At 59.0% G+C, this 14,227-nt stretch carries 13 protein-coding genes; 9 read left to right on the top strand and 4 right to left on the bottom strand.

What is annotated here, in order from left to right:
- Window positions 1–205 precede the first annotated feature (205 nt).
- Window positions 206–3,205, bottom strand: a complete 3,000-nt coding sequence (pruA, locus tag Pan189_RS19255) for an L-glutamate gamma-semialdehyde dehydrogenase (RefSeq protein WP_145365708.1) — start codon at window positions 3,203–3,205, stop codon at window positions 206–208.
- Between the two features lie 291 nt (window positions 3,206–3,496).
- Window positions 3,497–4,699 (bottom strand): bifunctional glutamate N-acetyltransferase/amino-acid acetyltransferase ArgJ, encoded by a 1,203-nt coding sequence (argJ, locus tag Pan189_RS19250; protein ID WP_145365707.1) that lies wholly within the window; start codon window positions 4,697–4,699, stop codon window positions 3,497–3,499.
- 139 nt (window positions 4,700–4,838) lie between these two features.
- On the opposite strand from argJ, the gene Pan189_RS19245 reads away from it, so the two are divergent.
- Both Pan189_RS19245 and Pan189_RS19240 read left to right on the top strand, forming a co-directional pair.
- A complete protein-coding gene (locus Pan189_RS19245; protein ID WP_145365706.1) occupies window positions 4,839–5,510 on the top strand; it encodes a CPBP family intramembrane glutamic endopeptidase in 672 nt (223 codons plus the stop codon).
- 92 nt (window positions 5,511–5,602) lie between these two features.
- Window positions 5,603–6,091, top strand: a complete 489-nt coding sequence (locus Pan189_RS19240; RefSeq protein WP_145365705.1) for a type II toxin-antitoxin system VapC family toxin — start codon at window positions 5,603–5,605, stop codon at window positions 6,089–6,091.
- A 241-nt stretch (window positions 6,092–6,332) separates the two neighbouring features.
- Here Pan189_RS19240 and argC read toward each other — a convergent pair whose 3' ends face one another.
- Window positions 6,333–7,340: an N-acetyl-gamma-glutamyl-phosphate reductase gene (argC, locus tag Pan189_RS19230; RefSeq protein ID WP_145365703.1), complete on the bottom strand. Its 1,008-nt coding sequence runs from the start codon at window positions 7,338–7,340 to the stop codon at window positions 6,333–6,335.
- 259 nt (window positions 7,341–7,599) lie between these two features.
- On the opposite strand from argC, the gene Pan189_RS19225 reads away from it, so the two are divergent.
- The 7 genes from Pan189_RS19225 (at window position 7,600) to greA (ending at window position 13,793) form a co-directional block, all read left to right on the top strand.
- Window positions 7,600–8,823 (top strand): class I mannose-6-phosphate isomerase, encoded by a 1,224-nt coding sequence (locus tag Pan189_RS19225; protein ID WP_145365702.1) that lies wholly within the window; start codon window positions 7,600–7,602, stop codon window positions 8,821–8,823.
- Between the two features lie 64 nt (window positions 8,824–8,887).
- Window positions 8,888–9,430, top strand: a complete 543-nt coding sequence (locus tag Pan189_RS19220) for a hypothetical protein (RefSeq protein WP_145365701.1) — start codon at window positions 8,888–8,890, stop codon at window positions 9,428–9,430.
- Window positions 9,431–9,473: 43 nt separating this feature from the next.
- A complete protein-coding gene (locus tag Pan189_RS19215) occupies window positions 9,474–10,499 on the top strand; it encodes a sugar phosphate isomerase/epimerase family protein (protein WP_145365700.1) in 1,026 nt (341 codons plus the stop codon).
- Window positions 10,500–10,625: 126 nt separating this feature from the next.
- A complete protein-coding gene (locus tag Pan189_RS19210; protein WP_145365699.1) occupies window positions 10,626–11,408 on the top strand; it encodes a DUF4058 family protein in 783 nt (260 codons plus the stop codon).
- 3 nt (window positions 11,409–11,411) lie between these two features.
- The gene (locus tag Pan189_RS19205) at window positions 11,412–11,975 is read left to right on the top strand and encodes a 3'-5' exoribonuclease domain-containing protein (protein ID WP_145365698.1); all 564 of its coding nucleotides are present in this window, start codon (window positions 11,412–11,414) and stop codon (window positions 11,973–11,975) included.
- Window positions 11,976–12,027: 52 nt separating this feature from the next.
- Window positions 12,028–13,167 carry a Gfo/Idh/MocA family protein gene (locus tag Pan189_RS19200; RefSeq protein WP_145365697.1) on the top strand — a complete coding sequence of 380 codons (1,140 nt, stop codon included), beginning with the start codon at window positions 12,028–12,030 and terminating at the stop codon, window positions 13,165–13,167.
- A gap of 143 nt (window positions 13,168–13,310) precedes the next feature.
- Window positions 13,311–13,793: a transcription elongation factor GreA gene (greA, locus tag Pan189_RS19195; protein ID WP_145365696.1), complete on the top strand. Its 483-nt coding sequence runs from the start codon at window positions 13,311–13,313 to the stop codon at window positions 13,791–13,793.
- A 136-nt stretch (window positions 13,794–13,929) separates the two neighbouring features.
- On the opposite strand, the gene Pan189_RS19190 is transcribed toward greA, so the two are convergent.
- Entirely contained in the window at window positions 13,930–14,214 is a 285-nt protein-coding gene (locus tag Pan189_RS19190) for a hypothetical protein (RefSeq protein WP_145365695.1), read from the bottom strand.
- Between the last annotated feature and the right edge of the window lie 13 nt (window positions 14,215–14,227).

Here is a 14,227-nt window from a genome sequence, read left to right as displayed (position 1 = left end):
ATTCGCTCCCGCCCGCTCTATGATAGCGGTGGAGTCGCCAATGAATGCATCACCTTTGCGAATCGCCAATAGAGCCGCGCACGGCAGTAAGCGGATTAAGCAACGAGCGGCTGATGTCTCTATCCGCCCCACCAAATGCAACCCGGTGACTTGATCCGCTCTTTGCCAGTCGCGGCTGCATTGGTCGCGTTGATATCGATCGCCGTTATGCTTCGCTGTCTTTCTCAGGGGCGAAGCCGCGCCGCATGGTGTTTTCGGTTACGTTCACCGGCACGACGAACTGCAAGAGGTAATCGGGTCCTCCCGCCTTCGAGCCGATGCCTGACATGTGGTAGCCGCCGAACGGCTGGCGATTGACGAGGGCACCGGTGATGCCGCGGTTGAGGTAAATGTTGCCCGCCTGCAGCCGCGACGCGGCCTTCCGCAGGTTGACGGGGCTGCGGCTGAAGATGCCCGCGGTGAGGGCAAACTTTGTGTTGTTGGCGATTTCGATCGCCTCGTCGATGTCGCCGGCTCGTATCACTGCGAGGACCGGGCCGAAGATTTCTTCCTGCGCAATCCGGTCTTCGGGAGCGACCTCGGTGTAAATGTGCGGGCCGATGAAGTGTCCTTGCTTCGCGAGACTTTTCACATCCGCGCGGTAAGTCGGCTCGTTTATTTCATCGGCGAACTCGATATAGCTTTGAATCTTCGCCAGTGCTTCTTTGTCGATGACCGGGCCGACCTGTGTTCCTGATTCCTCGGCGGGACCGATGTGCAAGCTCTTCGTGGCTTCCACCAGCCGCTCGATAAAGGCGTCATAAACGTCTCCGATCACGATCGCCCGAGAGCAGGCCGAGCACTTCTGCCCGGCATAGCCGAAGGCACTTTCCATGACGCCGACGACGGCTTCGTCCAAATCGGCATCCTCATCGATCAGAATGGCGTTCTTGCCGCCCATCTCCGCAATGACCTGCTTGACCGATGTTTGCCGATCATCGGTGTCGGCCGCCGTCGCGTTGATCGCCAAGCCGACATCTTTCGAGCCGGTAAAGGCGATCAAGTCGACATCGGGACTGCCCACGAGTTCGGGGCCGACTTCTTCACCCACACCCGGTAGATAGTTGACGACGCCATCGGGGATGCCGGCGTTCTGGAAGATCTGCATCAGTTTGAAGGCGATGATCGACGACTGCTCGGCCGGCTTCATCACGACCGTGTTGCCCGTCGCGAGTGCCGCGGTCGTCATGCCGGTCAGGATCGCCAGCGGGAAGTTCCATGGTGAAATCACGACCGCGACCCCGCGGGGTCGGTACCAATAGGAGTTCTCCTCGCCCGGAATATTGACGGCGCGCGGGTCGTCCATCGCGCGGACCCGTTGGGCGTAATAGCGGCAGAAGTCGATCGCTTCAGCCACGTCGCCGTCGGCTTCCGCCCAAGGCTTGCCGACTTCGAATACGATCCACGCAGCGAGTTCGTACCGCCGCATCCGCATTTCGGCGGCAACGAGTTCAAGTAACTCGGCACGTCGATCGGCCGGCGTCTCCGACCATGCTTTGAAAGCATTGCGGGCCGCGTCGATGGCCTCGGTCGCCTGCGCCGGAGTCGCCATTGAGACGTGCCCGAGCTTTTCCTTCTTGTTGGAAGGATTGGCCGACTCCAACCGCTTCGAGGTGTCGATCGCCCGGCCGTTAATGACCAGGGCGTATTCTCGACCGAACTGATCGCGGACTTCCTCTAGCGCAGCGAGCATTGCCTCCCGGCTCTCGTCTTGCGTGAAGTCGACGAGCGGCTCGTTTTCGAATTCGGCGTACGGCTCGTCTTCGACCGGGGGCGCTGTCGCGCCGATGTCATTCGGATTCATGATCAGGTCCTCGATCGAAGCGTTCGGCTCGTAGCTGTGCCGGAGGAAAGAATCGTTAGAAGTGTTCTCGAGTAGACGCCGAACGAGGTAGCCCATCCCCGGCACCAAAGCCCCGAACGGTGTATAGATGCGGACACGATAACCCCGCTCTGCGAAGAGGTCGGCCGGGTCCCCTGCCATGCCGTAGAGCATCTGCAACTCATAAGCATGTTGCGGAACGTCGAGCACTTTGGCCCATGCGAGGGCATGCGCGATGCTCCGCAAATTGTGGCTCGCAATCGCGGGGCGAAGATACTCGTAGTTCTCGAGCAGATACTTCGACTGTCGTTCGAAGCTGGCGTCCGATTGCCATTTCTGGCGGAAGACGGGGATCGGCCAGCCGCGGGATTTCGCCACGACGGTTTCGTAGTCCCAATAGGCACCTTTGACCAACCGGACATGAATCGGCGTCCCGCGTTTTCGCGCCCATTCGTTGAGCGATCGCAGGTCGTCTTCACTGTCGACGAGATAGGCCTGATTGACGATGCCGACATCGGCAACGTCCGCAAACTCCGGCTCGGACAGCGTCTCTTTGAAGATTCGCTGCGTGAGAGTTTTGTAGGCGTACTGTTCCATGTCGATGTTGATGAACGCCCCGTGTTGTCGGGCCGTTCTGAAAATCTCCCGCAGTCGCTCTTTGACCCGCCCCGAGGTTCCATCGGGATCGGTCGGGTCGAAGTGGCTATCGAGGGCCGACAGCTTGACCGACATATTGACCCTCGGGATACGCCCCTCGTGATCCCAGTCGAGCTGCGGATCTTCCGGCCATTCTTCCACGCGGCCGCTCAGTCCTTCGATCAGCTTGAGATACTGTTGCTGATAGTGATCGGCCTCGACATCGCTGATGACCGCCTCACCGAGCAAGTCGAGCGTAAAGGCGAAACCGGAGTCGCGGAGTTCCTTCACCGAGTGAAAGACCTCGTCGACCGTCTCACCGGCGATGAACCGCTTCGCCATGCGGGTCGCATTGCTGCGGGCGCTGACGGCGACGGCCCGGCCGAGCATCGAATCGGGCGGGCCGGCGTCGACCACCAGCCGCGCCGCCAACGGCAGGTGGCGCTTTGCCTCTTCGAAGTATTCCCGCAGGTGTCGGGTGACCGATTCGTGCGTGCGGAGCATCGGCAGCACGTCGACGAAACGGAACATCTGGACTTTGACCGATTCGTCGGCCATCGCCCAGTCCATCAGCCGATCATCCCACCAGCGGCGTTCGAACAGCGACGGACGGCGATGCGCCAGCCGATGCCAAACGTCTTGCGCGATCCGCCGAGTTTCCTCCTCAACGGCGCTCGTTGTATCGGCGTTTTCAGTGGAAACGCTCATGTAGACTCTCCCATACCGGCTCGCGCGGACTCGTATCCGCGGACGGAAAGAGAATTGTTCGCCGCGAAGCGTTTTCGTTCAACAGGTATCCGTTCCTGCGTCTTTCCGGGTCGATCCAATAAGTCATCGGGTGCCGGGGGCGTGTCGCCCCCGCAGGGAGAACGTCAATCGCTCCTTGCACCGCTGATCGACAATCCGACCAACTAATTGAAATTTTGCTATTTGAAACTGTGCAACATCAAATCGGGCTCAACACTGCGGGGGCGACACGCCCCCGGCACCCACTTCGGATCAGGTCGTATATTCCGAATTCAGTCGCACGTACTCTGCCGTCAGGTCGCTCGTCAGAAACACCACCGGACCGGCCGGGTCGGTCTCGCCGCCGAAGTCGAGGTGGAGGTTGACCTCTCCCTCGGCCATTCGGCTGCTGACCAATGCCTCATCATACACAACCGGCGAGCCGGATTCGAAGACACGCACCCCATTGATGTCTAGCGAGAGCTGGTTGAGGTCGAATTCGACCTCCGAATAGCCCGCCGCGGAGACGAACCGGCCCCAGTTCGGGTCGTTGCCGGTGATTGCCGTCTTGCACAGGGCTCCCTCGGCGATCGTCTTGGCAATTTTGCGGGCGTCATTTCGATCGGGCAGGCCGGCGATTTCGATCCGCACGAAGTGCTCGGCCCCCTCGGCATCGCGAATGATCATCTCGGCAAGGTTCTGGCAGACGAGCGTCACCATCGACCGGACCGATTCGATCTCTTCGGGAGTCTCGGCCGGTCGACCCGAGGCTCCATTGGCGAGGAGCAGCACCGTGTCACTCGTGCTGGTGTGTCCGTCGACGCTGATCGAGTTGAATGACTCGTCGACGGCTTCCTTCAAAATCATGCTTGCTTGAGTCGCGTCGATCGCGACGTCCGTCATCACGACCGCGAGCATCGTCGCCATGTTCGGAGCGATCATCGCCGCCCCTTTGCAGGCGCCGGTCACCGTGACAATCGTGCCGTCCCAGTCTTCGGAGCGTGAGGCGATCTTGGGGAAGGTATCGGTCGTCATCATGCCGCGGGCGGCCAATTCCAATGACTCGGCGGAACCGCTCAACACACCTTTGGCGAGGCCGATCCCGTTCTCGATCTGCTCCATCGGCAGGTGATGCCCGATGATTCCCGTCGAACAGACGAGCACGTCCTCCCTCGCCGCATCGACGGCGATTGCAACGAGCGCGGTCATCCGCTGAGCATCTTCGACTCCCCGCTCACCGGTGCAGGCGTTCGCATTGCCTGAGTTAATCACGACCGCCCGCACCGAGTCACTCGGCGTCCGCGCCCGATCAACGATCACCGGCGCCCCGACAACGCGATTCTGCGTGTAAACGCCGACCGCCGCACAGGGGCGATCAGAGACGAACAGCGACAGGTCGGGCTTCTTCGCATCGGATTTCACCCCGCAATGCACACCGGCATATTGGAATCCGAGCGGGAGATGGAGGTCAGGCATTGGTATTGTTGATCGAGCGTCAGAGAATTCGTTGAGCCGCGACCGCAAGGGAGCGCTCCCTGTCGGGTTGCGGAGTATAATCTGGTTTCGAAAAACCGATACATTGGACCGACTTCTGCCGCGAAATAGGCCGGACACAATGAAGACGGCGATTGGCAGTTGCTTACGATCAAGGCCACGAAATCGTGCGATCGCCGTCAGTCTCGCGCTCACCGTGACGGTGCTCGACTTCTTGATCGTAGGCTTTCCGGGCGCCTACGATGAGGAGAAAAGGCTGGTCCTGGCCTTGGTTGGCTGTGCAGCTATTGTCGGCCTGGCGGATGGTGACGCCCAGTCATTGGGGCTACGGTTCACGCCAAGACAAGGATGGCTCTGGTGGACTAAATCCGTGTTCGGCCTGGCTCTTGTTATTGCGATCGCGCTCGGGCTTTATGCCGGAGTGCTAATATTGTTCGGTCAGACGTTGCCGATTCGACGATGTCCACCGGCTTTTTTTACCAGTTACTTCTGGCAGATGTGCGTCCTCGCACCGACGATGGAAGAAGCAATTTACCGCTTCATCCTGTGCGTTCCACTGGCCGCAGCTATCGGCGGCTGGAAGACGATTTTTACTAGCGGAGCCGTATTCGCCGTTCTCCACGTGGTCTACGGAAATCCGAGTCCTGAGAACATCTTTGGTGGATTTTTGATCGCTTGGGCATTCGTCATCAGCGAGAGCATCTTGATCCCATTTCTGCTCCACGCCGGCGGTAACTTCATCGTCCTGTTGAGCAATGTGGCGGCATGGCATTTCCTCCCCCCAAGTATCTAGAACGAAGGGGTAGCGTGCTTGCCTCAGGTTGGGCAGTCTTTGCGTTCTAGCCCCGTATATCTCCTTCGCTCTTTGCCGGATAGAGTGGTGTAATGGCCACCGTTTACATCGAGACCTCGGTTGTCAGCTATCTCCGACAACGTCCGAGTTCGCAAGTCGTGATGGCAGCTCGCCAATTGCTGACCCATCGATGGTGGGAAGCCGAACGGGACAATTACGAGCTGGTCGTGTCCCAATTCGTGATCGACGAAGTTTCCGCTGGCGATCCAATTCTCGCCGCGGATCGGCTGCAAGCGCTGGATGGAATCCCGCTTCTTCCTGATGCGCCTGAAATCACTCAAATTGCCGGTGAGATCATGTCGAGGGCGATCCTGCCTGCAAAAGCCCAAGTGGACGCATTGCACATCGCCACAGTTGCCCATCATCGAATACAATACTTGCTGACGTGGAACTGCAAGCACATTGCAAACGCGAAAATATTGCCCCGCATTCATCAGGTTCTTTTAGACACCGGTGTCCCGATCCCGGTAATTTGCACACCGGAGGAGTTGCTCGGAGATGACTCAGAAACCGAAACCTGAAAGCCCCATCGAAGAGATTCATCGCGTCCGGCGCGATATATCTGAACGGTTTGGTGGTGATGTCGCGGCGATCGCCGCCGATGCGGCAAGTCGTGCCGCGGAGTCTGGTCGCCCGATGTGGCAGCCAAAATCGGCGACGCATTCGACGCAGCCTGTCGGCGTCAGCGGGGTGTCTGGCGACAGAGAGTAAACCTCCGCCACTTGGTGATCTCTATTGCCAAAAAGAGACGTTTAGCTTTGTTCACAACAACCCCGCGGTCTCGTCGAACCCGGCCAGCAAATTCAGATTCTGCACCGCCACGCCCGATGCGCCTTTGATGAGGTTATCGGTCACCGAGAGTACCAGCACCTTGCCGCGGCATTGGCGGACGGTGACGTCGCAGAAGTTGGTGCCGGAGACGTCCTTGGTGGCGGGGAGTCGGTCGACGACACGGACGAACGGTTTGCCCCGGTAGTAGTTTCGCATCGCTTCGAGCAGGTCGTCATCGCTGCGCTGCTCCGTCGGCGTGGCATACATCGTGGCGAGAATCCCGCGATCCATCGGGACCAGATGGGGTGTGAAGAGCACCTCGACCGACTTGCCAGAGACCTTCGACAGCACTTGCTCGATTTCCGGTGTGTGTCGGTGCCGCCCGACGGCGTAGGCGCTGATCGACTCGTTGCACTCGGGGTACAGCGTCGTCATCTTGGGTGTCCGACCGGCCCCGGAGACGCCGCTCTTGGCGTCGATAATGATCCCCGTTGGTTCGATCAGTCCTTCAGCCAGAAGCGGGGCGAGGCCAAGGATCGACGTGCTGGTGTAGCAGCCGGGGTTCGCGATCAGGTCTTTGCCGGGAATGTCATCTGCGAACAGCTCAGGTAGCCCATAGACGGTCGTCCCCAATCGGGTCGGGTCGGTGTGGACGAGGCCGTACCAGGATTCATAGACCGCCGGGTCGCTGAGTCGGTAATCGGCGCTCAGGTCAATGACCTTGCAACCGGCTTCTAGTAGTTCCGGCACTGCCGCCATCGCCGCGCCGTGCGGTACGGCGCAGAAAACCAACTCGGCCCGCTCGGCGAGTTCGGCTGTACGGAGGTCTTCGCACTTCAGATCGAGCCGACCCGTGAGGCTCGGATGCACCTCCGAGACGTGCGGCGTGTGCTCCTGCCGCGTCGTCAGACCAGTGACTTCGACATCGGGATGCCGCACGAGAATCTTCAGCAGTTCAAGCGCCGTGTAGCCGGTCGCTCCCAGTACTCCCACCCGCATTTTTGTGCTCCTGCGCCGTCGCGTCCCACACACCCCTCGGCGTGCTCTATCTACGGTAACGAATCGTCGTGACAAGGCGAATCGAGTCACGCTGTAGCGCTCCCTGTCGGTCGCGGCCAAACGGCGACGTGCCGCTCCACCCTCGAGTATCGCATCAATTTCCGCCTACGGTTTCGCAGTGCGGAGTGCGGTGGCAAAATACGGATTCCAACCGATTCATCCTGGCAATGACCGGCGACTGCCGGAGAGGTTCACTGCGATGTCCAAGGCTGCTCAAACCGCGATCAATGCCCTCACCGAAGGGGGCGGCATCTTCCGTCTCGCCCCGACATGGGTGCCTCGCTCTTTCCTGCAACCGGGCCGTCGGCTGAAACTCCACCCGGACGATTACTACGCCCTCGGAAAGGATCGCGGCGGCATCGACGAACGTTGGTTTGGCTCGACGACCCCGGCCGCCAATGAAGGTGCACCGCCCGATGAGGGCCTGAGCTACTGTGTGTTCCAAGGCGAACGATTCACGCTTAAAGAAGCGATTGAAGAGCTGAAGGGCGACGTGATCGGCGAGGAGATTTGGAACAAGTACGGCAAATGGCCCGTCTATTCCAAGTTTTTCGACAACATGGGCCCGATCCCGCACCACATGCACCAAAGCGCCGAGCAGGCCAAACTCGTCGGACAGGAAGGCAAGCCGGAATCGTACTACTTCCCGCCGCAGATGAACGCGATCGGAAATAACTTCCCGTACACGTTCATGGGGCTTGAGCCGGGCACCACGAAGGACGACATCGTCAAATGCCTGGAGCGCTGGAATGACGGCGACAACGGCATCATCGACTTCTCGAAGGCCTATCGCCTCAAACCCGGCACCGGTTGGTTGATCCCGCCTTGCGTGCTGCACGCACCGGGCAGTCTCGTCACGTACGAGCCCCAGTGGGGCAGCGACGTTTTCGCGATGTACCAGTCGCTGGTCGAAGGCCGCGACGTGCCTTGGTCGCTCTTGGTGAAAGACTTCCCGGAGGACAAGCATCAGGATCTGGAATACATCGTCGACGCCCTCGACTGGGATGGCAACGTCGATCCGAATTTTAAGGACAACCACTACCTGGAGCCGGTGATTTCCGAAGGAGGCGAGTCGGAAGGCTGGGTCGACAAGTGGATCGTCTACGGCAAGGTCGGCGGTGAACAACTCTTTACGGCGAAGGAACTCACCCTACAGCCCGGCGCAAACTGCACGATCAAAGACGGCGGCGCCTACGGCTGGATCACGGTGCAGGGATCGGGCCGGATCGGCAATTTGAAACTGCAAACCCCGGCGATGATTCGCTTCGGCGCGATGACCGAAGACGAAGTCTTCGTCACGGCGAAAGCGGCGAAAGACGGCGTGAAGTTCGAGAACACGGGAACAGAACCCCTCGTCGGCCTGCGGTACTTCGGCCCGGGGGCCCAACCCGATGCGCCGGAGATGGGGGCTTATAAGGATTGATTTCGATCTCACCAAGGCGATGACTTGTCGTCGCCTTGGTTTTAATTCGTTCGAGGAAAATCCAATGACCGGGAAGTGGTGGCTCGTTACTTGGTCCACCTACGGTACGTGGCTTCCTGGCGACCCCCGCGGCTTTCAGACATGGCGCAAGCGCGAGTACGTGCCGCCGCCCGAGCGGTATGCGAAACATAACGAAAAGACCTACGAGGCGAGGAGATACGAGGACCTGCACTATAGTGCTGAGCAGATGATGGCGGCGGAACCTGTCTATCTCGAGGAAAATGAACAGCAGATTGTTGTCGCCGCAGTCTATGACGAATCCAGTTCGATGGAGTTACAGCCCTCGGTGATTGCGGTCATGTCAGACCACACTCACCTGTTGGCCAAGTTCGGTTCACTCGAAATCCGAAAGGCTGTTGGTCGTCTCAAGGCAGCCGCGACTCGACAGTTGCACTCCTTAGGAATGACCTCGGGGCGGGCCTGGAGCCGGTGCTGTCATATGAAGTCGAAACCGACAGAGCGCGAGTACCTGAACGCCGTCGCCTATGTGAAAAAACACGAGGAACAGGGCGCGACGGTTTTCGATTGGAAATCACCTTTTGAGTAACACGTCAAGGCGACGACATGTCGTCGCCTTGGTAGGAGAAAAAATGCCGCACAACAAACCCAAACTTCATAACGCCATGTGGCCCGGGCTTGTCGGGAAGGAAGAGGGGACCGACAACCCCCCGATCAGTCTCGACCAGATGCTCGAGTGGACCGCCGCCGCGGAGGTCAACGGGCAGAAGTTCGAGGGGGTCGATTACTTCCTCTTCCTGCCGCATACCGACCCCGATGCCTCGGACGACGAGCTCAAGGCGATCGCCGACAAGGTCGCCGGCTACGACTTCAAGATCGGTTCGCTCGTCGCCCCCATCTGGCCGGGTACCGTCGGCGATTCGGCCATGGGCGATGCCGAGCAGCGAAAGAAATTCGTGACCGCCGTCGAGAAAGCCTGCCGCATTGCGAAGGTCTTTAACGAGCACGGCGTCCGCTCCTACGGCTGCATCCGTATCGACTCGGCCACCGGCACTGAGGAGTGGGTCAAGGACCCGGAAGCCGGAACAAAGAAGATCGCGGAGACCTTCAAAGAGGCCGCGAAAGTAGCAGCCGACCACGGCGAGCGATTGGCCGCTGAGGGCGAAATTTGTTGGGCGGGGATGCACTCGTGGAAGGACGTGCTCAACCTGCTCGAAGCGGTTGACATGCCCGAGACGCTCGGATTTCAAGCCGACCTCGCACACACCTATCTCTATCTGATGGGCTATAACGCTCCCGAGCACGCACTGCTTCAGGAAGGCTACAGCGACGAAGATTTCCGGGCCGCTTACGAGACCATGACTGATGCCCTGCGCCCTTGGACGATCGACTTCCATGTCGCCCAGAACGACGGCAGCGTCCACGGCACCGGCAGCCACGACAAGACCGGACGTCACTGCCTCGCCGATGATCCGGGCGGCAAGCTCGACATCGTGGAGTGCTCGAAGTATTGGCTCAAAGATGCCCCGAGTCGCGGCATCGAGCACATCTGCTGGGACGGCTGCATGTTCCCCAACGACGTGATGGAGAAGCCCGCGACATGGAACGCGATCCTGGAGAAGATGGTCGCCGTGCGTGAAAAGTGCGGGTGGGAATAGGATTCAATGCCCGGCTGAGGAAAACAGAGTTCTATGGCTCGAAGGTCTTCTTCGTATAAACTGGCGGAGGTAAACGCCGGGTGGCGATGCGTCCGTTCGCCCGGTGAGACTGTGAGAGGCTAAAATATGCCGAGTCCGTTTCCGGGAATGGATCCCTACTTGGAGTCGCCGATTCACTGGGTTGGCTTTCATCAAGTCTTGATCGTCGAAATTCTCCGCCAACTCAAAATGCCGCTCAGAGCGGCCGGCTATTTCGCGGATGTGGGAGAACGCATCTGGCTCGCGGAGGCTGGCCAGCGAATCCTGCCCGACCTGACCGTGCTGCGACGTCCCGCCACGATGCGCGAGCCGAACGTGGCGGTACTCGACGCCGATGAACCGATCCGCGTCGCTCGAACCGAGATTGAGTACCGACAGCCATACATCGAAATTTATTCCAAGGATGGAAATCAAATCGTATCGGGAATCGAGATTGTTAGTCCGGCAAATAAAAGCCGTGGGAAAGGTCGTAGGCTTTACCGACGTAAGCAAAAAGAAACCCGCCGGGCGGGCATTCACTTGGTCGAGGTCGACCTGCTTCGCGGTGGTCGGCCGATCGTCGACCTGCCGCCGGCTGTCTTCGAGAATAGCAAGGCGCACGACTACGCAATCAACATCGGGCGGCGTGGGTCCGAGGATTTCGAATTCTACTTACTCGGCGTTCGCGAACGCCTTCCGCGCATCCCGGTTCCTCTCAGAGCTCGCGACACCGATGTCGTGCTTGACCTGCAGGTTTGCGTCAACGCTGCTTTCGACACGGGGCCTTACGAAGACCGTATCGACTATACGGAAGAGCCGAACCCGCCGCTCGAGGCCGAAGATGCCGCATGGGCGGATGGCGTTCTGCGCGCTGCGAAATTGCGACATTGAACCATGCCTAAACCCGAAATCTACATCAGCACTGACGTCGAAACTGACGGCCCCATCCCCGGCCCGCATTCAATGCTCAGTCTCGGTAGCGCCGCGTATCTTGCCGATAAGTCGCTCGTGAACACCTTCGAGGTCAATCTCGATTTGCTTGATGGAGCAAGCGGACATCCCGACACCATGAAGTGGTGGAAAACTCAGCCCGACGCGTGGGCCGCGTGTCGAACCGAGCCGCAGCCTCCCGACAAAGCAATGCATCGATATGTGAGCTGGATCGAGAGCCTTGAGGGGAAGCCCGTGTTCGCGGCCTATCCGGCCGGTTTCGACTTCCTGTTTGTCTATTGGTATCTCATTCGATTCGTCGGTCGCAGCCCGTTTTCGCACTCCGCGCTCGATATGAAGACGCTTGCGATGGCCTTACTCCGAAAGGACTATCGTAATTCGACGAAACGGAACATGCCCAAACGCTGGTTCGACAAGTTGCCTCACACCCACAAAGCACTTGACGATGCGATTGAGCAAGGAGCAATGCTCTGCAACATGCTTGCGGAACTGAAGTCGTCACGCTGATTTGTCAGCCGCGCAATTGAGTTTTTTTTCGCCACTATAGGGAACCCACACCATGTCTAAACCACTCAACATCGGCCTGATCGGTTACGGCTTTATGGGCCGGACGCATTCGAACGCTTACTCACAAGTCAGCCATTTCTTCGACACCGAGTATAAGCCGGTGAAGAAGGCTGTCTGCGGGCGGGATAAGGAGAAGGCACAGGCCTTTGCCGATCAATGGGGCTACGAATCGGTCGAGACCGACTGGAAGCAGTTGATCGCGCGGAATGACATCGACGCGATCGATATCTGCACGCCGAACAACCTGCACAGTGGACCGGCGATCGCTGCCGCAGAAGCGGGCAAGACGATCCTGTGCGAAAAGCCGTTGGCCATTGATTCCGAAGAAGCGGAGAAGATGTGCGAGGCGGTCGAGAAGGCCGGTGTCCCCAATATCGTTTGGTACAACTATCGCCGCATCCCGGCCGTCACGCTCGCCAAGCAACTCATCGACGAAGGTCGTCTCGGCAAGATATTCCACTATCGCGCCAACTTCCTGCAGGACTGGACGATCAACGCGGACTTACCGCAGGGCGGGGCGGCGCTGTGGCGACTCGATGCCGAAGCCGCCGGGAGTGGGGTGACCGGCGACCTGCTGGCCCACTGCATCGACACCGCGATTTGGCTCAACGGCTCGATCACCGATGTCTCCGCGATGACCGAGACCTTCGTCAAAGAGCGGATGCACAACCTGACCGGAAAAATGGAAGCGGTGAAGATCGACGATGCCTGTGCGTTTCTGTGCCACTTCGGCAACGGTTCGCTGGGGCTGTTCGAGTCGACCCGTTACGCCCGCGGGCACAAGGCGCTTTACACGTTCGAGATCAATGGCGAAAAGGCATCTATCCGCTGGGACCTGCACGATCTGAACCGACTGGAGTACTTCGACCACAGCGACGACTCGGTCGTCCGTGGTTGGCGGACGGTTCACATCACTGATGGTGACATGCCTTACATGGATCACTGGTGGGTCCCCGGACTATGCATCGGGTACGAGCACACCTTCATCCATCAGGTGGCGGACTTCCTGAAGAGCCTCGAAACCGGCGAGGCCGCCGGTCCGACGTTCCGGGATGCTCTGGAGACCCAGCAGGTTTGCGATGCAGTGCTCCACAGTGCGAAGGAGCGTTGCTGGACCGACGTTGCGGGCTGATTACGCTGGCGAAACGTCTCGCGGCGTTGATATAATGTTTCGCTGTTCAAAATGAAGTGACGGGCCGACGACGTGCGGCCCGTCTTTCTTTTCGCCCGCCGGAAAATCCGGACGTGGCGATTCTGTATTGCGAGGGCGTACTTATGGACCGACAACCGATCACCCAAGCTGGCTACGACAAGATTCTGGCCGAGATCAAACAGCTCGAAGAAGTCGAGATGCCGCAGGTCCGCGAGGCGATCAAAGTCGCCCGCGAAGAAGGCGATCTGAGCGAGAATGCGGAATATCATGGCCAGCGAGAACAGCAGGGGATGCTGCAGGCCAAGATCTACCAGTTGAAGAGCCGACTCTCCAATTGCGTGATCGTCAAGAAGGAAGACCTGCCGAAGGACGTGGTCGGTTTCGGAACGATCGTGACGGTCAAAGACCTGTCGGACGATATAGAAGAACAGTACGAACTCGTCGGGCCGGGCGAAGAGGACTATTCCGCCGAGCCGATGAAGATTCTCACAAGTAGCCCGATCGCGCAGGCGCTCGAAGGCAAGAAGGTGGGCGATCAGGCCGAGACAGAGATTCCGACCGGCACATTGCGGCTCGAGATCGTCAAAATCGAACCGGCTGAGTGACGCGGCCGTCTGCTTTTGATGCGAGTCAAAATCGAGCGATTGACTACGGCATCGCCGCGAAATTGAAATAAAAGGCCCCGAAGGTCAGCGACCTTCGGGGCCTTTTGCGATTCGTCTTGGAACGGCGTTTGCTCAACTATTTGGCGTCATCCTGAGCCGCAAATTCAAGCATTGAGGGGTCAAAAACCGCCGGTCCGTGATCATATCGGTCGCAATCGTGCCACAGAGGCAAGCCGGCTGCATAACGGGCAGCCAACATCAGAACCTTGTCTTCAGACCCGGGCTTTGCTTCGGTCGGCATCGTCGGATCGATTCCCATGGCCAGGAAATCCTCTTCGGTCAGAAAATCATATTCGTCCGAAGGGTGCTCCAAATATTCACTCTGCTGACCTTCAACTTCTTCATCGAACGTAAAAGACATATCCGTACTCCTA

Origin of the sequence: Stratiformator vulcanicus (assembly GCF_007744515.1) — a bacterium.
Taxonomy (GTDB): Bacteria; Planctomycetota; Planctomycetia; order Planctomycetales; family Planctomycetaceae; genus Stratiformator; species Stratiformator vulcanicus.
This window is presented reverse-complemented; position numbering and strand designations above follow the sequence as displayed.